The 20,336-nt window shown below is 67.3% G+C and carries 18 protein-coding genes; 8 read left to right on the top strand and 10 right to left on the bottom strand.

The window, feature by feature from the left end; genetic code table 11:
* Positions 1-103 precede the first annotated feature (103 nt).
* Entirely contained in the window at positions 104-1,126 is a 1,023-nt protein-coding gene (ligD, locus tag C8D78_RS03795) for a non-homologous end-joining DNA ligase (protein ID WP_120950499.1), read from the top strand.
* Between the two features lie 10 nt (positions 1,127-1,136).
* Here the strand turns inward: ligD and C8D78_RS03790 are convergent, their stop codons facing one another.
* Entirely contained in the window at positions 1,137-1,484 is a 348-nt protein-coding gene (locus tag C8D78_RS03790) for a hypothetical protein (RefSeq protein WP_120950498.1), read from the bottom strand.
* Between the two features lie 178 nt (positions 1,485-1,662).
* Between C8D78_RS03790 and C8D78_RS03785 the strand changes: the two genes are divergently transcribed.
* Both C8D78_RS03785 and C8D78_RS03780 read left to right on the top strand, forming a co-directional pair.
* On the top strand, positions 1,663-2,946 hold the full coding sequence (locus tag C8D78_RS03785; RefSeq protein ID WP_120950497.1) for an SAM-dependent methyltransferase: 1,284 nt from the start codon (positions 1,663-1,665) through the stop codon (positions 2,944-2,946).
* Positions 2,947-3,029: 83 nt separating this feature from the next.
* The gene (locus C8D78_RS03780) at positions 3,030-4,070 is read left to right on the top strand and encodes a pirin family protein (RefSeq protein WP_120950496.1); all 1,041 of its coding nucleotides are present in this window, start codon (positions 3,030-3,032) and stop codon (positions 4,068-4,070) included.
* A gap of 161 nt (positions 4,071-4,231) precedes the next feature.
* Here the strand turns inward: C8D78_RS03780 and C8D78_RS03775 are convergent, their stop codons facing one another.
* Both C8D78_RS03775 and C8D78_RS03770 read right to left on the bottom strand, forming a co-directional pair.
* A complete protein-coding gene (locus C8D78_RS03775; protein ID WP_120950495.1) occupies positions 4,232-4,810 on the bottom strand; it encodes a TMEM175 family protein in 579 nt (192 codons plus the stop codon).
* A 238-nt stretch (positions 4,811-5,048) separates the two neighbouring features.
* Positions 5,049-5,378, bottom strand: a complete 330-nt coding sequence (locus tag C8D78_RS03770; protein WP_120950494.1) for a carboxymuconolactone decarboxylase family protein — start codon at positions 5,376-5,378, stop codon at positions 5,049-5,051.
* A 329-nt stretch (positions 5,379-5,707) separates the two neighbouring features.
* Here C8D78_RS03770 and C8D78_RS03765 point away from each other — a divergent pair, with 329 nt between their 5' ends.
* Positions 5,708-7,144, top strand: coding sequence for a DUF2252 domain-containing protein (locus C8D78_RS03765; RefSeq protein WP_120950493.1), 1,437 nt, complete (start codon positions 5,708-5,710; stop codon positions 7,142-7,144).
* Between the two features lie 107 nt (positions 7,145-7,251).
* Positions 7,252-8,790 carry an FAD-dependent oxidoreductase gene (locus C8D78_RS03760; RefSeq protein ID WP_120950492.1) on the top strand — a complete coding sequence of 513 codons (1,539 nt, stop codon included), beginning with the start codon at positions 7,252-7,254 and terminating at the stop codon, positions 8,788-8,790.
* A gap of 75 nt (positions 8,791-8,865) precedes the next feature.
* On the opposite strand, the gene C8D78_RS03755 is transcribed toward C8D78_RS03760, so the two are convergent.
* The 3 genes from C8D78_RS03755 to C8D78_RS03745 form a co-directional block, all read right to left on the bottom strand.
* Positions 8,866-9,651: a CDP-alcohol phosphatidyltransferase family protein gene (locus C8D78_RS03755; RefSeq protein WP_208641853.1), complete on the bottom strand. Its 786-nt coding sequence runs from the start codon at positions 9,649-9,651 to the stop codon at positions 8,866-8,868.
* 183 nt (positions 9,652-9,834) lie between these two features.
* A complete protein-coding gene (locus C8D78_RS03750; protein WP_120950491.1) occupies positions 9,835-10,296 on the bottom strand; it encodes a hypothetical protein in 462 nt (153 codons plus the stop codon).
* On the bottom strand, positions 10,293-10,691 hold the full coding sequence (locus tag C8D78_RS03745; protein ID WP_120950490.1) for a cupredoxin domain-containing protein: 399 nt from the start codon (positions 10,689-10,691) through the stop codon (positions 10,293-10,295). The genes C8D78_RS03750 and C8D78_RS03745 overlap by 4 nt, the downstream gene beginning before the upstream one ends.
* 291 nt (positions 10,692-10,982) lie before the next feature.
* Here C8D78_RS03745 and C8D78_RS03740 point away from each other — a divergent pair, with 291 nt between their 5' ends.
* Positions 10,983-11,930, top strand: a complete 948-nt coding sequence (locus tag C8D78_RS03740; protein WP_208641852.1) for a cation diffusion facilitator family transporter — start codon at positions 10,983-10,985, stop codon at positions 11,928-11,930.
* Positions 11,931-11,943: 13 nt separating this feature from the next.
* On the opposite strand, the gene C8D78_RS03735 is transcribed toward C8D78_RS03740, so the two are convergent.
* Together C8D78_RS03735 and C8D78_RS03730 are read right to left on the bottom strand one after the other, a co-directional pair.
* On the bottom strand, positions 11,944-14,139 hold the full coding sequence (locus tag C8D78_RS03735; RefSeq protein WP_244208224.1) for a putative bifunctional diguanylate cyclase/phosphodiesterase: 2,196 nt from the start codon (positions 14,137-14,139) through the stop codon (positions 11,944-11,946).
* A 273-nt stretch (positions 14,140-14,412) separates the two neighbouring features.
* Positions 14,413-14,715: a DUF4193 domain-containing protein gene (locus C8D78_RS03730; protein ID WP_120950489.1), complete on the bottom strand. Its 303-nt coding sequence runs from the start codon at positions 14,713-14,715 to the stop codon at positions 14,413-14,415.
* A gap of 299 nt (positions 14,716-15,014) precedes the next feature.
* Between C8D78_RS03730 and C8D78_RS03725 the strand changes: the two genes are divergently transcribed.
* Positions 15,015-15,725 (top strand): response regulator transcription factor, encoded by a 711-nt coding sequence (locus C8D78_RS03725; RefSeq protein WP_120950488.1) that lies wholly within the window; start codon positions 15,015-15,017, stop codon positions 15,723-15,725.
* On the opposite strand, the gene C8D78_RS03720 is transcribed toward C8D78_RS03725, so the two are convergent.
* Both C8D78_RS03720 and C8D78_RS03715 read right to left on the bottom strand, forming a co-directional pair.
* Positions 15,673-17,151, bottom strand: coding sequence for a sensor histidine kinase (locus tag C8D78_RS03720; protein ID WP_120950487.1), 1,479 nt, complete (start codon positions 17,149-17,151; stop codon positions 15,673-15,675). The genes C8D78_RS03725 and C8D78_RS03720 overlap by 53 nt on opposite strands.
* 347 nt (positions 17,152-17,498) lie before the next feature.
* Positions 17,499-19,412 (bottom strand): alpha-amylase family protein, encoded by a 1,914-nt coding sequence (locus C8D78_RS03715; protein WP_120950486.1) that lies wholly within the window; start codon positions 19,410-19,412, stop codon positions 17,499-17,501.
* Positions 19,413-19,569: 157 nt separating this feature from the next.
* On the opposite strand from C8D78_RS03715, the gene C8D78_RS03710 reads away from it, so the two are divergent.
* Entirely contained in the window at positions 19,570-20,319 is a 750-nt protein-coding gene (locus C8D78_RS03710) for an ABC transporter permease (protein WP_120950485.1), read from the top strand.
* Positions 20,320-20,336 lie beyond the last annotated feature (17 nt).

The raw sequence follows: 20,336 nt of genomic DNA, 5'->3' as shown, positions 1-20,336 counted from the left end.
GTCACGGATTGTTCCGCTTCTGCGTTACGCCGACGAGTCCGTCCGGCGGTTGCTGTGCGCCCGCGCTCTTCAATTGCCCGGGACACGGGAGTACGTTGTCCCCATGGCCAGGGAAGAAACGCACCTCACCGTCAGCGGTCCGCAGGGCGACCGGGAGTTGAGGGTGTCGAGTCCGGGAAGGGTCATCTGGCCCGCTCAGGGACTGACCAAGCTGGACCTGGCCCGGTACATCGTGGATGTGGGCGACGCCTTCCTGGCCGCGAATGGCGGGCGGCCGGTGACGCTCCAGCGGTTCAAGGACACGGTGGACGGGGAGCAGTTCTTCTCCAAGAACCCGCCCAAAGGTGCTCCGGACTTTGTCCGCTCGGTCGCCGTCGTCTACCCCAGCGGGCGCTCGCATCCGCAGCTGGTCATCGACGAAATCGCCGCCGCCGTGTGGGCGGTCCAGATGAATACCGTCGTGTTCCACCCCTGGGCGTCCCGGGCCGACAATCCGGACAATCCGGATGAGCTCAGGATTGACCTCGACCCGCAGCCCGGAACCGGATTCGCGGACGCCGTCCCGGTTGCGCGGGAGCTGCGGCGCGTACTCGCCGAGGCCGGCCTTGAATCCTTCATCAAAACCTCGGGCAGCCGGGGACTGCACGTCTTTGCCCCGGTTGAGCCCGCCCGGGAGTTCCTGGACGTGCGCCACGCAGTCATTGCCGCAGCGCGTGAACTCGAACGCCGCATGCCAGAGAAGGTCACCACGGCCTGGTGGAAGGAAGAACGCGGTGCCCGTATCTTCGTCGACTTCAACCAGGCGAACCGTGACCGCACGATGGCCGGGGCCTACAGCCCGAGGGCCCTCGCGAACGCGACCGTCTCGTGCCCGATCCGCTGGGACGAGCTCGGGACCGCCGATCCGAACACCTTCACCATCCGCACCGTGCCCGAGCGGCTCAAAGCGGCCGGTGATCCGTGGGCCGAAATGCATGCGAGTGCCGGCTCCGTCGATCTCCTCCTGGAATGGTGGGAGAGGGACCTCGAGGCAGGGCTGGGGGAGCTGCCGTTCCCGCCGGACTTCCCGAAGATGCCGGGAGAGCCCTCGCGGGTGCAGCCCAGCCGTGCCCGAAGCACCGGCTGACTGATTGCGGCTAGCCGCGGGAGTGAACAGCCCGAAGGATGCCGCGGATCGACACGCCTACGGCACACACCAGCGGAGCCAGGGCTACAAGCGCCACCACAGCATTAGGCCGGAACATCATGCGCCCGGAGGGACCCTTGGCATAGACACCGAGGGGCAGCACGAAACCCCCGCCGCCTCCGCCGCTTCCGCCGGCGCCGGGCTGGCCGTCTTCGGGGGCGCTGCCCCCGCCGAATCCGAACGACACCACCGCCACGGGGATGATCTCTTCCCCGGCGACCATCACGGCGGGTCCGTACGCCCTGGACACTCCCACATTCTTGAACGTGTCCACGAGGGACGAGAAAGACTCAGACATAGGACACACGATAGGCACGGGAGCCCTGGAGCGCCAGAGTCGTCCGCCTCCGGGCAGTCAACAACGGGTAAACAGGGCCTCCGCTCTGGTTTCAGGGCACGCCTAGCCCTTAGATTTGTGCTGGCGGGCGCGCGGCCCGCACCACCGGAAACGAGACACCGGAAACGAGGCACGGGACATGGCAAAATCCGCGACAGCGGCATCACGGCTTGCCGACGCATTGGCAGTCGTTCTTGGCACCGACGGGATTCCCCTGCGGCTGCGGGCGTGGGACGGCACGGAAGCGGGCCCGGCAGATGCACCGGTTGTTGTTTTCCGGTCCCGGCGGGCCCTTCGCCGGATGCTGTGGTCGCCCGGGCAGCTCGGACTCAGCCGCGCCTACGTGGCCGGCGAGGTTGACGCGCCCGGTGACATTTTCGACGCCTTCTCGGCACTCAGCTCGGCCGGGAAATTCGCCGAGCCCGGCCCGTTCCGGCCGCCGACTGCCGGCGAAGTGTTTGCTCTGCTCAGGACCGCCGTCCGGCTCGGCGCGCTGGGACCGAATCCTGCGCCGCCGCCGGAGGAGGCCCGCGTCGGCCGGCACGGGCGGCGCCATTCCAAGGGGCGCGACGCCGCGGCCATCTCCCATCATTACGACGTCGGGAACGACTTCTACGCGCTCGTCCTGGGGCCGTCCATGGTTTACTCCTGCGCGGTCTGGGAGTCGGAGGAGACGGGGCTTGACGCGGCCCAGACAGCCAAACTCGATCTGGTCTGCCGCAAGCTCGGGCTCAAGCCCGGCATGCGCGTGCTGGACGTGGGGTGCGGCTGGGGCAGCTTTGCCCTGCACGCCGCGCGGAACTATGGGGCCGACGTCGTCGGGGTGACGCTGTCGGTCGAACAGGCCGCCCTGGCCCGCAAACGCGCGGCAGATGCCGGACTGACCGATCGGGTGGAAATCCGGGTGCAGGACTACCGCGACGTGGACGACGGTCCGTATGACGCGATCAGTTCCATCGGCATGTCCGAGCACGTGGGACGCGAGCAGATCCAGCACTACACTGCCCGGCTGCAGGGATTGCTCCGTCCGGGAGGCCGGCTGCTCAACCACGCGATCTCCTGGAACGCCGGAACCACCGCACCGGATCCGGATTCCTTCATACCCCGATATGTCTTCCCGGACGGCGAGATGCTCAGCCTCGCCGACATGGTCGCGGCACTCGAAGCGGCGGACCTGGAAGTCCTGGACGTCGAGGCCTTGCGGCGCCACTATGCGCTGACGCTCCGGGCCTGGGTGCGGAACCTTGAGGAGCACTGGGACGAGGCAGTGCGCCTCGCCGGCGTTGGACGCGCCCGGGTCTGGCGGCTCTACATGGCCGCGAGCGCCCTCGGCTTCGAATCGGGCATCACGGGCGTGAACCAGGTCCTGGTCCAACGTCCGGGCGGCGAGGAACCGCCGTTGCGGCGCTCGGCATGGCTCTGACCGGCGGCCCCGGCTCTGAGTTGCCACGCTGCCCGACGGCTCCGGCAGCTGACCCGCGGGGCGCACGATACTAGGCTGTCATCATGAGCAATACCGAAGTTGCCCCCGAGGAAATCCTCTGTGAAACGGACGGAACCTGCACCGGCGTCGAACTCCTGGTTCCGCGTCAGGTCCCGCTGGGCGGTCCGCGCGCGATGGACGTGCGGCGCACCCTTCCGCAGCGCCAGCGAAGCCTCATCGGCGCCTGGTGCTTCCTTGACCACTACGGACCGGACCGGGTCGGCGAATCCGGCGGCATGAAAGTCCCGCGCCACCCGCACACGGGGCTGCAGACCGTGAGCTGGCTGTTCACGGGGGAGATCGAGCACCGGGACTCGGCCGGTTTCCATGCCGCGGTGCGGCCCGGGGAAGTGAACCTCATGACCGCCGGCCGCGGCATCAGCCACTCGGAATTCTCCACCCCGGACACGACCGTCCTGCACGGCGCGCAGCTGTGGGTGGCGCTGCCGGACACCGCCCGGCACATGGCGCCCACCTTCGAGCACTACCGTCCGGAACCGGTCAGCGGAAACGGATGGACGATGCGCGTCTTCCTGGGCACGCTCGCCGGGTCCGTCTCCCCGGTCACCACCCACACGCCCCTGCTGGGGGCAGAACTCCTCCTTGAGGCAGGGGCGGAACTGACGCTCGCAACGGATGCGTCCTTTGAACATGGGCTGCTGCTGGACTCGGGCACCCTGATCCTGGACGAACATCCCGTCCCGCAGAATAACCTCGCGTACCTGCCGGTCGGCCACGGGTCCCTGACTCTGGTCGCGGGCAGCACCGGTGCACGTGTCCTCCTGATCGGCGGAGAGCCCCTGGGCGAAAAAATCGTGATGTGGTGGAACTTCGTGGGGCGCAGCCACGATGAGATCGTCGCGTACCGGACCAGGTGGCAGGCCGAAATCGGCGCCGACGACGGCGGGGCGGACGGCGGGGCGGACGTCTCAGGCCCGGCGTCGCGAGCCACCGACGCGGCCGGTGACGGCCCGGACCTGTGGTTCGGCCCGTTTCCTACCGGGGAGCCTGCGGCCCTCCCGGCCCCGGCGCTGCCCAATGCCCGTCTGCGGCCGCGCGGCTGAACAGCGTCAACGAACCGCGTCAACGAACAGCGCCACCTATCTGCGCCACCTATCTGCGCCACCTATCTGCGGGAATGAGCCCCGCCAACGAGTCCCGGCCCGTTTGGAGTTCCTGAAGGCAGGACTGGACCAAAGCGGCGCGCAGTGACCGCTGGTGGTGCTCAGGTGTGGGCGATGAAGCGTTCCACGCGCCGGTCAGGGATGAGCCAGATCGCCGCGACCACTGTATACGCGGCGATGCCCAGAAACGGGTTCACCAGGCTCAGCCCCATCCCGGCGATGTACAGGACGGGGGAGCCCTTGCCCTTCCAGTCCTGCCCCATGGCCGCATCCAGTGCGCCGCCCCGGCCCTGCTGGCGGATCAGGGCCAGCTTGAGGATGTAATAGGCAATTGCGGCGAGCAGCAGGTCCAGGCCGTAAACCAGGACGGGCACTTCCGCCAGGCCCGTGTCGTTGATCCACCGCGTCGTGAAAGGGATGAGGGACAGCCAGAACAGCAGATGCAGGTTGGCCCACAGAACACTGCCGTTGATCCTGCCCGCCAAATGCAGCATGTGGTGATGGTTGTTCCAGTAGATCCCGACGTAGACGAAGCTCAGCACGTAACTGAGCAACGTCGGAAGCTCATGGAGCAGTGCCGCCCACGTGGGTTCGGCCGGAACATGAAGTTCAAGCACCATAATGGTGATCACGATGGCCAGCACGCCATCGCTGAACGCCTCCAGGCGGTTTTTGTTCATGGTCGCCTCTGATCAGAGCATCGTGTTCGATGCAGCGGGCTGCCGACGCCGTCACGCGCGGTTCCATGCAAACGCTACCGCCCGCTCCGCCTTTCCGCGAGCAACCCGCGGCGGGAGCCGGGCCGGAGGCAGCTACCAGAGGCAGTTAGGAACTGTGCCTGTCCCGCCGCGGCCGGACGCCACCCCAGGCGACTCCCGCCCACTCCAAGCGACTCCGCCACTCCGGGCGACCGCTCGCTCAGCCTTCGGCTTCCGCTTCGAGTTCCGCCTCGGCCATCTCGAGGGCGAATCCCAGCGCGCTGGCGAGGTTGCCGGCCGCCGCCACGATCCGGGGAGTGCCGACTATGGGAGCCACGGCGATGAGAACCCCCTGAACATCTTCCAGAGTGATCCCGACGTCCACGGCGGTACCGGCGTTCAGCAGGTAGGAGGCGGCCGGAGCATCAACGGCTGCGAGCGCCGCGATGCGGGCCAGCATCAATTCGCGGGGTTCCAACATGGAGCGTTCGAGTGATACCGCTGTGATGTCGGCGAGGGCGTCAAGGACGGGTGCTTCTTCTTCGGCCATGGTCGTGTCTCCATCTGGTTGCGGGGTTTGTATCTCGAGCGGGCGTCGCGAACGGATCACCAGGACTCTTCTGCAACGTAGCCCGACACCGCCCGGGGAGACATCACCCGAACGGGATGAACCGATCGCCAGCCATGGGCCGTCGGAACGGACGGCCGCGGGCATCCGTTAGCGGGCGCCTGAAGGACACCGCCAACGCGTTGACGAGGAGCCGGTTCGGGGCCACAATCGCATTAGCTCGACCCAAGGCGCGTTCGCGCGCACAACAGGGCTGACCCAGGCAATTCGTGCCGGTGGCGGCTCCTGACGTCAAAGGGAGGTCACCGAGCATGGCCGAGACCAAAGTCAAGCACCTGAGCGTGGAGGAACGGGCGGAGAAGGGCAAGGGGTACCGGAAGAAGACTCCGGTCTCCAGCCACACCGGCTGGACTCCGGCCCCGGACCGTCCTGATCCGGTCGCGCTTCTGGAGGAACAGAACCTCACCCGCGAACAGGACCTCGTGCCGGTGCGGCACGGCCGGATGATGGTCTCGCCCTTCACGTTCTACCGGGGTGCCGCCAAAATCATGGCGGCCGACCTGAAGGACACGCCGCGGGCCGGCCTCGTGTCCCAGTTGTGCGGGGACGCGCACCTGTCCAATTTCGGCGTGTTTGCCTCGCCGGAGCGGACGCTGCTGTTCGACTTGAACGACTTCGATGAGACGCTTCCCGGACCGTTTGAATATGACGTCAAGCGCATGTCAGCAAGTTTCACGATCGCGGCGCGGAACAACGCCTTCACGAAGGAGGAGACCCGCGACGTGACCCTGACGGCGGTTCGGTCCTACCGCGAAGCGATGGCCCAATTCGCGCAGATGCGCACCCTGGACATCTGGTACGCGAAGCTGTCCGAGGAACAGTTGCTGGAAACCATCGATCTGGCCGTGTCCACCCAGAAGGGGAAAGCCCTCAAGAAGGCGGCACAAGGCATGGAAAAGACTGCCCGGGCAAACGTCGCAAAGGCCCACACCCGGGACAGTCTGCAGGCACTCTCCAAGCTAGGCGAGCTCGTGGACGGGAAATACCGCATCGTCAGCCAGCCGCCCATCGTCATCCCCGCCAGGGAATTGGGTGAGTCCTTCGACATGTCTGCCGATGAGATTCAGCAGGTGATTCATGAGCAGCTGCGGTCCTACCGGGCGTCGTTGCCGGATGACCGTCGCCACCTGCTGGAGCGCTTCGAAATCATCGACGTCGCCCGCAAGGTGGTGGGCGTCGGCAGCGTCGGCACGCGGGCGTTCATCGCGTTGCTCCAGGGGCGCGATCAAGAGGATCCGCTATTCCTGCAGGTCAAGGAAGCCACGAGGTCAGTGCTCGAGGATCACCTGCCCAAGAGCAAGTTCAAACAGCCCGGCGAGCGCGTGGTGCAGGGGCAGCGGATGATGCAGGCAGCGAGTGACATCTTCCTGGGCTGGACCCGGGGCGCGCAGGACAACCGGTACCTGTACTGGCGCCAACTGCGCGACATGAAGGGCTCCGCCGTTGTGGAAGCGATGAAACCGCTCGGCATGGGCTTCTATGCCACCGCATGCGGCTGGACACTGGCGCGGGCACACGCCCGCTCAGGCGACCCGATCGCGATCGCGGCGTACCTGGGCAAGAGCGACAAATTCGACGTCTCCATCACCGATTTCTCCGAGCGTTACGCCGAGCAGAACGAGCAGGACTATCAGGCTTTCACCGACGCGGTTCGTTCCGGCCGCCTCGAAGCACTCGACGGCCTCTAGATTCCGAATGAACACCGGGGTGTCGCCTTCCGTCCCTCTCCGGCGTTGGTGCTGGCACGCGTCCGGATGCCGGCCGCGGCAAAGCATGTCCGGCGAACGGTTGTGCCGTGAGTGAGCGGCTCGAAGGCCGACAGCTTTCCCTCTGGATCGCCACCGCCGGCACCACCGCGTACCCCTCGCTGGCGGAGGACCTGGAAGTCGACGTGGCGGTGGTTGGGGGAGGGATTGCCGGCCTGACTGCGGCGCTGGCCCTCAAACGTGCCGGGCACAACGTCGCGGTGCTTGAGGCGGCCCGCGTCGGTACCGGCGTCACCGGGCACACCACGGGAAAGATCACTTCCCTGCATCGGCTGGCCTACACCGAGCTTGCTGACAGGCACGGGACGAAGGCCGCGGGCAGCTACGGACAGGCCAACCAGGCCGCCATCGAGCACATCGCGCGCCTCGTGACGGAGGAGCGCATCGACTGCGACTTCCGCAGGGTGTCCAATTACACGTACGCGGAATCCGACGACGCCGTTGCCACGGTCCGCGAGGAGGCCGCCCTGGCCGCGCGCCTCGGCCTGCCTTCAGTTTTCACCTCCGATGTGCCGCTGCCGTTCGCCGTCAGCGGTGCGGTCCGGTTCAGCGACCAGGCACAGTTTCACGCGGTCAGATACCTCCAGGGCCTTGCCCGGGCCATCGACGGAAACGCAAGCCACGTCTTTGAAAACTCGCCGGTCACCTCGGTCCGCGACGGCACGCCCGCCGTCGTTGAGACCGGGCGCGGGACGGTCAGGGCTGCCGAGGTGATCGTGGCCGCCAACTTTCCCATCGGCGATCCGGGCATCTTCGCCGAACGGTGCTACTTTCACCGTTCCTATCTCATCGCCAGCCAGGCGAACGCCGCGCCACTGGCGGGGACCTTCATCAGCGTCGACGAGCCCATGCGCTCGATCCTGGCGATCGACGTCGACGGCTCCAGTTACGTTCTCACCGGCGGTGAGGGGCACCTGGCCTCGCAGACCGGCGACGCCGCCGACCGGTACCGCCGGCTCGCGGCATTTGCCCGGGATCGCCTCGGCGCCGGGCAGACCAGCTTCCGCTGGTCAACGCAGGATACGATGCCGCTCGACGGGCTTCCCTATGCGGGGAAATTGTCCGCGACGTCGGCGCACCTTCACGTCATCACCGGCCTCCGGAAATGGGGGCTGACCAACGGAACGGCGGGGGCGCTGATCCTGACGGACACCATCTGCGGGAAGTTCAATCCGTGGGCGGCAGCCTTTGATACCACCCGGACGGCTCCGGAAAGCCACGCTGCCGGGAAGCAGGCGCAACCGGAACAGCGCAAACAACCTGAACAACCTGAACAATCCGTGAGAAGCGACGAATCGGCCCTCGCGGGCCTGCGTCCTGGCGACGGTACCGTCGTGGAGATCGGCGCTCACAAGACCGCCGTCTATGCCGACGCCGCAGGAGACCTCCACGCGGTCTCGGCCATCTGCACGCACCTGGGCTGCACGGTCGAGTTCAACGCAGAGGACACGACCTGGGACTGTCCCTGCCACGGCTCGCGGTTTGCCGCCGACGGCGCGGTCATCCAGGGTCCGGCGACAATGAACCTCGAGCCGAAGCCTACTCCCGACGGCCGGACGGACCCGTGACCGGCTAACTCCTGAATTCCAGCCGGACCACCGGATGCCTGGACCTGCCTGCTAGGGCGGACAGTCCGGAGCGCGTCATGCGCCGGGCGGAGTCCCGCCGGAGAGTCCGGGGGAGACAGCCGCGGCTGCGGGGCCCACGCCGCGGAGCCGTTCTAACTCGATGACGTCCCGGCCGAACGAATAGGCCAGCAGCCCCAACGCCGGGCCCAGCACCGTAGCGCCCAGCCAGGTTGGGACGCCGGGCAACAAAGCAAACAATAGGGCCGAGGGCTGGCCGGCCCCGATCACCCTGCGGACGGTGCTGGGCGGCAGCGGCGTCTTCAGGGAGGGCCGGAACCACGCCGCCGCAAGGAACACGTAGTACATCAGGCCGATAGCCAACGGCCATGGACCGAAAACTCCCGCTGCGGCGCAGGACAACACCAGGACAAGCGCGCCGTCAGTATCCGAATCCAGCCGAGAGCCCTCGGCCGTTGCCCACCCCGTAAGCCGGGCAACCCGTCCGTCCACGGCATCGAGCAGGAACGCCGCCGTGCCGAGCACAACGACCAGCCCGCCGGGCAGGGCTCCGGCCAGCAGACCGTCGGTCGTCACCGCTGCACAACAGGCCACAACGGCCGCCCGGCCCAGGGTGACGCGGTCCGCGGGGCTTGAAAACCGGGGCTTGCGCCGCAACACGGATCCGGCCGCCCGCAGCACCACGACGGCACCCGCCGCCAGGGCCAGGAACCAGGGCCCGGGATCGGCCGCCGCCGCGCCCAGCCAGATCCAGCCCAGCCAGATCCAGCCCGCCAGATAGGCGGCGACGGCAACCACGGCGTCGGCCACGGCCCGCGTGGCGCCCGCGCCCGCTGACCCCATGCGCCTTTGACCAGCGGCCCCGGGGGCCGCGTCTTCGGGCCATGTGCCCGCGGGCGACGCGCCCCTCAGCTTCGTACCTTCTGCGAACGATTTCAGCCTGAACCTCCCCCGACATGCTAGCAATTTCGCGGGCGACGCACCGGCCGACCGGACAGTGCCGGCACCTGCCGCCGTCCGGTCCGCTCACCGGTGGGAGGCGGCGCGCCGGCGGGGAGTGGCTCGTCCGGCCCGGACGAAGCCGATAGCTGCCAGAACGGCTCCGGCGCCCTCGGCCACCGCGCTGAGGGACTTCTCGAAGAACCATATTGGCTCGTACATGGGCGGGAAGGGCCCGAACGCGGGAATGTTGACGTAGCGGTACGAAACGACGGCGGCGAAGGCGCTCAGCGCAACCACGAATGCGACGGCGTAGGCGGCGCGGCTGCCGCGGATCAGGACGTACAACCCTGCGAACAAGGCCGCGGCTGATTCGAGCAGAAAGAGGTTGCCCTGGCCGATCCCTCCGGGGTTTCCCGCCTGGTAGCCCGGGGCAAGGTGGATGTGGATGCCGGCGTCGATGAACAGGGCAACGGCCGTGAGGATGCGCAGGGTCATGCCGGAGCCGCGAACCTTCGCAGACTGTGCGGGCTGGCGTTGGGTGCTCATTTGACGATCAGCGTCCCGTGCATTCCGGGATGGAAGGTGCAGTGATAGGCATAGGTGCCGGGCTTCGTCGGGGCCATGAAGGTGGCCGTGCCGCCGCCGCCCTTGACCTCAGTGTTAAACGCCGCGCCGTCGTCCGCCGTGACCGTGTGCGCAGCGCTATCCATGTTGGTTATGGTGACCGTCGCGCCGGGCGCCGCTGTGAGCGGGTCTCCATAGGTGAAGTCCTTGATCGTGATGGTGCCGGGGCCCGCCGTCGGGCTGATTCCGGAACCGGAACCGGATGCGGACGCCGACCCGGGCGCCGGCGGCGGGGTTCCGGTTCCGCCCGCACACCCGGCGGTTCCCAGCAAGATCAGAACAAACCCCAGCGATGAGAGCTTCCGGCCGGCATTCATGGCGCACACCCCTATCAGACTGTTCCCTTGAGAGGCATGCCCTCAACAACGATTCCCTAAAGAACCACGGAACAACGAGCAATGGATCGTACTCATTTCATTGTGCGCCTGCCCGGCGTCAATGGATCCGGCAGGAATGGCACGAATGGATCCGGTGCCCGTCAACGCAGCGGCGGCCGCAATCGCCGCCGGGTGCTCGACGCTGTTGCGCCGCCGCGGGAGCAGGTGCCGGGCCGGGCCTGTAGCGTGGTCTCTGGCATGTGTTCGAACGGCCGCAGAAGGGAAGACCGCGTGAAGCATGACAAATCCAAGCCCGCATCGCTGACGGTGCTGATCGCCTTTGCCGCGAACGTACTCGTCGCGGCGGCCAAAACCGCGGCCGCACTCATCTCCGGCTCGGCTTCCATGACGGCCGAGGCAGCGCATTCCTGGGCCGATACGGGCGACCAGGTCTTCCTGCTGGTCGCGGAACGGAAGGCCGCGCGGAAGCGGGACAAGACCCACCCCATGGGCTACGGGCGCGAGGCATATGTGTGGTCCATGATCGCGGCCTTCGGCCTGTTTACGGCCGGGGCGGTGGTCTCGGTGATGCATGGCGTCCAGCAGCTCATCACACCGGAACCGGCGGGTGACTACACGGTCGCCTACATGGTCCTGGCGGTCGCCTTTGTCTTGGAGGGCGTGTCCTTCAACCAAGCGTTCCGGCAGAGCCGGAAGGCGGCGCGCGAGCTTGACCGGAACACCCTCGAGCAGGTTCTCAAGGGTTCAGACCCCACGCTGCGTGCCGTCTTCGCCGAGGACTCGGCCGCGCTGCTGGGCCTGCTCATCGCCTTCGCCGGAATGTTCCTGCACCAGATCACAGGATCCTCCGTGCCGGACGCCGTAGGGTCGATTCTGGTGGGCATCCTCCTGGCGGTAGTCGCGGTGGTACTGATCGAGCGGAACCGGCGCTTCCTTGTAGGCCAGGCGGTCACCAGCGACATCGAAACCACCATGGCCCGGCGCCTGCTGGAGCACCCGGAGATCGAGCGCGTCACGTACCTGCATCTAGAGTTCGTAGGACCGCGCAAGCTCTACCTTGTGGCGGCAGTGGACATGCAGGGCGATCGCCGGGAGCATGATGTCGCCGTGGCGTTGCGCCGCGTGGAGCGGGAACTCGAGGACCACGAAACGGTCGAAGAGGCCGTACTGACCCTTGCCACAGCGGACGAGCCCTCGCTGGTCTTCCCCGCCGTCTGAGGGCCCCGCAGCCTTAGGCGCCCTCCGCCCGCGCGTCCGTGTCCACTGGTGGATGGAGAGCTGCCCCCGAGGCAAGGAGCGCTTCGAGAACCGGGGACGGGCTCGGGGCGGCGAGGAGGAATCCTTGCCCCATTTCGCAGCCGAGGGAGCGCAGGAGGTCCAGCTGCCCGGTCTCCTCGATGCCCTCGGCTATGACGTCGAGGTTCAGCTTCCGGGCCACTTCCAGGATGCCCTCGAGCATGGCTGCGGCCGGCGCGTCCCCGGGCAGGCCGGCCAGGAAGGCACGGTCGATCTTGAGGATATCCGCCGGTAGCGCCGCCAGAGTGCTCAGCGACGAGAAACCGGTCCCGAAGTCGTCGATTGCGATGCGGACGCCGAAGCTCTTCAGCCGGTTGAGGGCGCCGACGCCGCCGTCGGAGCTTGTGGCCAGGGCAGATTCGGTGACTTCGAGAATTACCTTGTGGGCTTGCGCCGCGGGATTTGCCAGGATGCGCTCCAGGGCGGCGAGATTCCGGTCGCTGGACAATTGCAGCGTGGAGAGATTGACCGAGACCCAGATGTCTGCGGCCGTGCCGGGGGAGCGGCGCCAGCCCGCGACGTGGCGGCTCGCGGTGTCGAGCACCCAGCAGCCGATAGCGCCGATCTCTCCGGTTTCCTCGGCCAGGGGAATGAAGTCCGCGGGCCCCAGCCGGCCGAGGGTGGGGTGTTCCCAGCGGACCAGGGCCTCCACCCCGACAATTGCCCCTGTCTCGAGTTCGACCACGGGCTGGTAGTCGAGGCGCAGCTGGCCGGACTGCACCGCCGCGGCGAGATCGGCCCGCAGCGCGGCACGGTAAGTCATTTCGTCATAGCCCCGGGCATCGAAGAGCTGGTAGCGCCCCTTGCCGCCATGCTTGGCCATATACATCGCAAAGTCCGCCTGGCGCATCAGCTCGGCCGGATCCGCCGTTTCGGCGCTGCGCTGGGCGGCACCCATGCTGACGGTGACCTTGAGCCGGACTTCATCGATGGAGAACGGATCCCGCAGGGCACTCTGGACGCGGCCTGCGACGTCGCCCGTGGCGCTGCCGCGATCGTCCATCACGACAATCGCGAATTCATCCCCGCCCAGCCTGGCGACGAGGTCGCCGGCCCGAACGCAGCCCCGCAGGCGCTGGGCCAGCTGGATAAGCAAGGCGTCGCCGCCTTCATGGCCGAGCGAGTCGTTGACGTCCTTGAAATCGTCGACATCGATGATCAACAGGCCCTCGCGGCGGGACGCCCCGTTCGCGGTGCCAGAAGGATGGCTTGGACCCGTGCCAAACGCGGCCGAGAGGCGTTCGGTGAGGACCGCCCTGTTGGCCAGACCCGTGAGGGGGTCGTGAGTGGCCCGGAAGGTCAGTTCCAGATGGTTGTCATGGACCGTGGCCGCCATGGAATTGAACGCCGCGGCCAGCTGGCCCAGCTCGTCATTGCGGACGACGTCGATCCGGTGGCTGTAATCGCCGGACTGCAGTTTCTGGACCCCGCGGTACAGCTCCTCCACGGGGCGCATGAGGTGTTTGGTCATCCTGCGGCGGAAAAAGAACACGCCGGCCCCGGCCAGTGCAAAGAGGGCCACTCGGCCGCCCACCACCATTTGCTGGACTTGCGCCCCGTAGGCGATGTCGCCGTCGAGCGCGTCGAGGGAGGCGCGGCGGACGTCGGCCAGCAAGGCGCGGGTCCGGGCGCCGGAGGCCGCGAACGCGGGGGCCTCAGCCAGGTGGTTGCCGCGCAGCCTGGCAACCTGTTCGCCCCAAAGGCCGTGCGCTGACAGGCCCTCCTGCCACGCTGCCCGTGCCTCGCCGGCTGTGGCACGCATGCCGTGATCGTCCGGCAGGATTCCGGCGGCGGCATCGAACCGGGCGGAGATGTCCTCTTGCTGCCGCAAAAAGGCCGAGGTGTCGGCGGGCGCCGCGGACAGCAGTTGCAGGCCGGCCTGTTCGTGGGCATCGAGGCCGGACTGCAGTTCGGTGACAGCTTGGGACTCGAGCCGGTGCTGGAAGGTGGCCCGCTGGATCTGTTCCGTGACAACGCGCACGCCAACAACGGTCGCCGCAGCCCCGGCGAGGAGGGCCAGGAGCATCAGCGTGAACGCCTTGGACCATTCGCGCTTTAGGCTCCCCGGGCGGGGCTGCGTTTCGCCCCGTGCGGGCGGGAAGGACTGCCGCTCAGCCGGCAACGCGGACACGCCCTCGGAAGGTTCCTGGACAGACTCTCCAGCGGTGGCGGAAGTGCGTGACGGCCACGGAGCAGCCGGGTCCGCCAACTTACTGTTGGGGTTACGCATGGATCAGCCTCCGGCCACGTGCCGGCACTCGCCGCATCGTCAATCAGGAGCGTAGCCGACCCTGTACCGGCGGGCCATGTCCGGCGCCTTCCCGACACGATTGTGAAGCCTGTGACAGGAGTGAATTCGGGGGGACGGTTTGGGGGCCCGCCGGCTGAACTCCGGCTCCAGGGTTTAGCTAAGGCAGTCCGCGCAGTACGCGTGGCCGCCCTTCTCCTTGGCGAGCTGGGACCGGTGGCGCACCAGGAAGCAGGAAAAGCAGGTGAACTCATCCTCTTTTTGCGGGATGACCGTGACGGTCAGTTCCTCCCCGGACAGGTCCGCTCCCGGAAGCTCCACGCCTTCGGAGGTATCGGCTTCGTCGAGCTCCCGGACAACGCTGCGGGCGTCGGGCGCGTTCGCAGAACGAAGGGCCTCCAGGGAAGCGTTGCGGGATTCCGCGACGTCGGAGCGTACTTCGTCATAATCGGTTGCCACCTGGTGGTACTCATTTCCATAGCTGGGTATCTCGTCCGGCAGTCTCTCCGGCTCTTCGGAATTGAACCGTACAGCATGACGCCGGGTAAATGCTGGGGACCGGGGGAGTCGTGCCAGTGACTCTCATGACACCTCGTGGGGGCCGCCGGCGGCGCCGCCGGACCTGCACCGCCCGCACGTGCTCACCGGGGCATGGCGGGGCTGGCCCGGGAAGCGCCCTGCACGCGCCGGGACACGGTGGAATCCTCCCGGACCGGCCCGGAAAGGGCCATACTTCTCTCAAGGAGAGGGGTCCCGGATTGCGGATTCTTTTGGTTGAGGATGAACAGGCCTTGGCGGAAACAGTCCGCCGTGGCCTGAGGAACGAAGGGTTCGTCGTCGACGTCGCCCATGACGGCGTGAGCGGACTCTCGGCGGCGGTCGAGAATGCCTATGACGCGATCCTGCTGGACCTCATGCTGCCGCGGATGAACGGTTATGACGTGCTGAAGGAACTCCGGCGGCGCAAAGTCTGGACGCCGGTGCTGATGCTCACGGCCAAGGATGGTGAATACGACCAGACCGATGCCTTCGACCTGGGAGCCGATGACTACCTCACGAAACCTTTCAGCTTCCTGGTGCTGGTGGCACGGATCAGGGCGCTGATCCGGCGAGGCGCGCCGGCCAGGCCCGTGATCATGACTCTCGGCACCCTGTCATTGGACCCCGGCAGCCACAGTGTGCGGCGCGGGGAGACAGCCATCAGCCTCACTGCCCGGGAGTACGGACTGCTGCTCTACCTGATGCGCCGGCATGGCCAGATCGTCTCAAAAACGGAGATCCTGCAGAACGTCTGGGACCCGGCATTTGAGGGTGCGGACAACGTTGTGGAGGTCTACATCGGCTACCTTCGGCGCAAGATCGATGTCCCCTTTGGACTCCGCACCCTGACCACGGTCCGCGGCATGGGCTATTTGCTCAGCGCCGACCCGACGTCTGGTTCCCGTGACGCCGGGCACCGCCGGGGCTGAGCGCAGCAGTCTGCGCTGCCGCATCGGGAGCGGGAAAGGCAATCTCAAACCTGCAGAGCCCTTCCGGGGCATCCGTGGCACGGATGGTCCCGTGATGGGCGGCCACAATCCCCGACGCTATGGCCAAGCCCAGTCCGCTTCCGCCGCCTTCACGGGAGCGGCTTCCGTCGAGCCGGACAAAACGTTCAAAAATCCGGTCCCGGTCCACCACCGGAATGGGGTCGCCGTCGTTATCGACCGTGATGACGACTTGGTCCCCGGAGGTATGGAGGTCAACGGCGATCCGGGTCAGGGCGTGGCGCTCGGCGTTATCCAGGACGTTCCGAAGGACCTGCGCCAGCCGGCGGGCGTCGCCGCGCATCCGGGCCGGCACGAGATCCACCGAAATCTGTTTCCGGCTGGTGGACCGCAGCCGGCGAATTTCCTGGTCCAGGACGTCGTCTAGGTCGACGTCCTTCTGCTCAATTTTCAGGCCGCCGTCGTTTGCCTTCGCCAGCGTCAACAGGTCCTCCACGAGGAAGCTCATCCGGGCCGTCTCTTCGGCAAGGACGTCCTTCATTTGCAGCCACATCGCCCCTGTGGGGTCCGCGGCCGCGATCTCCACTCCGGCCTTGAGCGTGGCCAGCGGGCTGCGGAGCTCATGGCTGGCGTCGGAGACAAACCTCCGCTGTTCACTGTCCGAGGCCTGCAACCGGTCCAGCATGGTGTTCATGGTCAGTGCCAGGGCATGGAGTTCGTCGTTGGTTGGTGGCACGTCGACGCGTCCGTCCAGCCGCTCCGCGTTGATCCTGGCCACCTGGCCCCGGATTCGTTCCACCTGGCGGAGGGACCGGCCCACCAGCAGCCACACCGAAATTGCCACCGTGAGCAGCAGCAGCGGGGTTGCTCCGAGCATGAACCACGCGACCGTGGAAATGGTGTCCGCCTGTATCTGTTCTGCCTGGGCCACAACCACGGTGTGGTTCCCTGTTCCGGTCCGCGTTCCGACCGAGACGATGTGGTAATCGTCGTTGTCCCCGATGCTCGGAAGGCTCGAGACGTCCTGGGTGATGGTCTGGCCCGGGGCGGGCCGCTGGGCGGAGAGCGGGGCGTTGGCGATTTCGGGATCCGAGGCGGCTATGACGGACCCCCCGGCGTCCAGTACCTGGACGAATTGGCCCGCATGCGCAGTTTCAACGACGTAAGCCCTGAGATCCGCGACGTTCAGATCCTCCATTTCGGCCATCACGTCCAAGGTCCTCTGCCGGGCCGCCGCGTCGGTCGCCCTGACCAGGGACGCTTGCAGCAGCACCAGCAGGACGACGCCGCCAAGCATTAATGCCATGGCCACGACTGCGACGGCGACCGCCGTCGAGCGTTTCCGTACGCCCCAACGGGTCCCGCCCCGGCCGGGGCGTCCCAGCGTGGTCCACCTGCGCAGTGCCATGCTCCAAGGATGCTGCAATGCATGGCAACGGACAACCATTCCGGCTCGCATTGCCGGCGGCTCCCGCCCACTGCCCTGCCCGGCCGGTCCCAGGCAGGTGGCGGCAGTATGGTCCGCTCCGGGGCGGGACGCTCTCAGTCTGTTCTCAGCGGGATGCGGGAAAGTTGACGAAGGATCCGGATACGGACAGCCGGGCACCCTGGCAGCCGTTAGTCCCCAGATTTCGGCCGCACGCTCTCCTCAACCAGCGTGCGGCCGGGCACGACCTCCCACTTAGCGCCTTCCCAGCCGCGCCGCGGCTGTTACCCGGCGACCTGATACCCGGCTCGCGTCGGCAAGCAGGGACTCTACAACAGCGGCGTCACCTTGAGCCAGACGAACTGCTGGGGGTTCAGGACTACTCCGGCGCCCAGACGCACGCCGGCGCCGGTGAGAATGTCGACGGCGTCGGCCGCGAAGCCGGAGAGCGTCAGCGCCGACACTTCCTGCGGGCCGTCACTGAAGTTGGCCAGCGCCAGGATCAGTGTTCCGTCTCCCGGGCGCTGGTAGCCCAGGACTGCCGGGTTGTTCGTGGTGAAACCGATCAGCCGGGTGCCGGCAAATTCCGGCGTCGCGGCGCGCACGGAAATCATCCGGCGCAGTCCGGCGTAGACCGCCCCTGCGGGCGATTCCAGGTCTTCGCGCAGCGCGTAGTCTGCTGCCGGGTAGTGCGGCCGGTGCACCCAGCGGCTGTCCGTTCCGTGGCCCTCCTCCAAGGCATACCCTGAGTCGTTGAGCTGGCCGACCTCGTCGCCGAGGTACAGCAGGGGTATGCCCCCGGTGCTCAAGGCCACCGAGTGAGCCAGCAGGATCCGGTTCACCGCGGCGGCGGGTGCGCCCTCCATCCCGCAAAGGGATGCCGTCGTGCCCGAAATCCGGCAGTCCCCGGTGCGGGGGTTGTCCTGGAAGGGCACGCCGTTGGCAAAGCTTCCGGGGAAGCGTCCAACGTAAAAGGAATTCAGGAACCGGCGATGGTCGAAGGCATTGATGCCGAACTCCGCGGCGTCCTCATCGGCAAATGTCCAGCCGATGTCGTCGTGGCTGCGGACATAGTTCACCCAGGACGTGCCGGCCGGGATATTGTGCCGTCGCCCCAGGGCCTGCGAGAGCAGCGACACATCACGGGTTGCCAGCGCCTCCCAGATCAGCGCCATTTGCAGGGGATTGTAGGAAAGCTGGCACTCCGCGGGGTCGATATAGCGGGCCACTTCATCGGGATGGACGATCGCCTCGGACTTGAAAAGCAGCGATGGCGCGGCCAGCCGGCACACGGCGTTGAACGCCTGCAGCAGGGTGTGGGCCTCCGGCAGGTTTTCGCACGGCGTGCCCAACTGCTTCCAGATGAAGGCGACGGCATCCATCCGCAGAATTTCCACGCCCTGGTTGGCCAGGAAGAGCATCTCGCCGGCCATGGCCCGGAAGACGGCCGGGTTGGCGTAGTTCAGGTCCCACTGGAAGCTGTGGAACGTGGCCCAGACCCAGCGGCCGTCGGGCATTTCGACGAAGGAGCCGGGGTGGTCGTCCGGGAAGATCTCGCGCACGGTTTGCTCGAAGGCGTCCGGCATCGACCGGTCCGGGAAGATCCAGTAGTAGCCGCTGAACGCCGGGTCCGCGGCGGCCGCTTTCCGGGCCCACTCATGTTCGTCGGAGGTGTGGTTGAAGATGAAATCGACCACCAGGCTGATGCCGTTCGCCCGCAGCTCGGCGGCAAGGTCGCGAAGCTGCGCCATGGTGCCCAGTCCGGGGCTGACCTCCCGGTAGCTCGAGACGGCATACCCGCCGTCGGAATGCGGTTCCGGGGCCAGGAACAGCGGCATCAGGTGCAGATAGGTGAGGCCTAATTCCTTAAAGTAGGGAATCCGGGCCCGGACGCCCGTGAGGTCCTCCGCGTACCGGTCGACATAACAGACGCCGCCGAGCATGGTGCCGGCCTGGAACCAGCCGCTGTTGTGTTCACGTTCGGCGTCGAGGGCCTTGAGATCCGCCGGCCTCTGCGCCCACGACCGGGCGGACTGCCCCACGAGTTCCGTCAGCTGGTCCAGCCAGTCGGGCCGAGCCCCGTAAAGGTCGTGGAAGAGCCGGAACAAGGACGGGAAGTGGCGGTCGAAGCGTTCTGCGAAGGCCTCCCGGCAGCGGGCATCCCAGGCAATTCCGTGGTCTGCCGCCAGGGCACTGAGCACGTGCTGGCGGGCAGACTGCTCCGTGACCACGAGTTCCACCATGGACGGTCTCCTTCGACGAAATTTCCGCCCCGGCAGCGCCGCGGCAGTTCACATCCTTGCAGACGGACGGTCCGGTGCCCAGCATCCGGGGCCAGGTGCGGCACGCGGGTCTGTCCGGTTGGGAGTGCCGCCCGCGGGTGGTCTATAGGCTGGGCTGATGACCCGGGCCACCGACTACCTGCCGACGTTGCTGTGCGTCGGGCTTCTCGTGGCGGTGACCGTCGCGCTGCTGGCGGCTTTCCGGATCCCGCACCGCGCTGCGCCTGCGTTGGCGATCCTGCGCGGAGCCGCGCAGCTGGCCGGCATCAGCCTGATCCTCGGCGGAGTCATCACCAGCCCCGTGTGGGTGGGAGCCGCCCTTCTCGTGATGTTCATGGTGGCGGCGGTGACCGCGGCACGGCGCCTCGGCTGGGCCTGGAGCCGGCTGGGGCTGGTGGGCGGCGCGATGGCCGCAGGCATCGTGGTGACCCTGGCAATCGATTTCGGCACGGGTGCAATTGCGTTCACCCCCCGGTACGCGCTGGCCATCGGAGGGATCGTCATTGGCAATGCGATGACGATTGCCACGCTGGCCGGGCGGCACTTCGCCGAGGCAGTTCACGAACACTGGGACGAGGTTGAGGCCTGGCTGGCCTTGGGCGCGACCCGGCGGGAGTCGACCCTGGAGCTGGCCCGGCGCGCCGTCTATTCGTCACTCATCCCCTCGACCGACCAGACGAAAACCACCGGCCTGGTCACGCTGCCGGGGGCCTTCGTCGGTGCCATCTTCGGCGGACTTTCGCCCTTGGAAGCGGGTCGTTTCCAGATAGTCGTGCTCGCATCCATCATGGCGGCCGGTTCCATCACGGCCGTCGCGCTCATCCAGGTTCTTGCGCCGGTGAGAGTGCGTCCTGCCCGGCCCCGCTGAGGCCGGCGCGGGGTCTG

The organism is Arthrobacter oryzae (assembly GCF_003634095.1).
GTDB classification, from domain to species: domain Bacteria; phylum Actinomycetota; class Actinomycetes; order Actinomycetales; family Micrococcaceae; genus Arthrobacter; species Arthrobacter oryzae.
The sequence above is the reverse complement of the archived record's forward strand: the minus strand, read 5'-3'. Positions and strand labels throughout refer to the sequence as shown.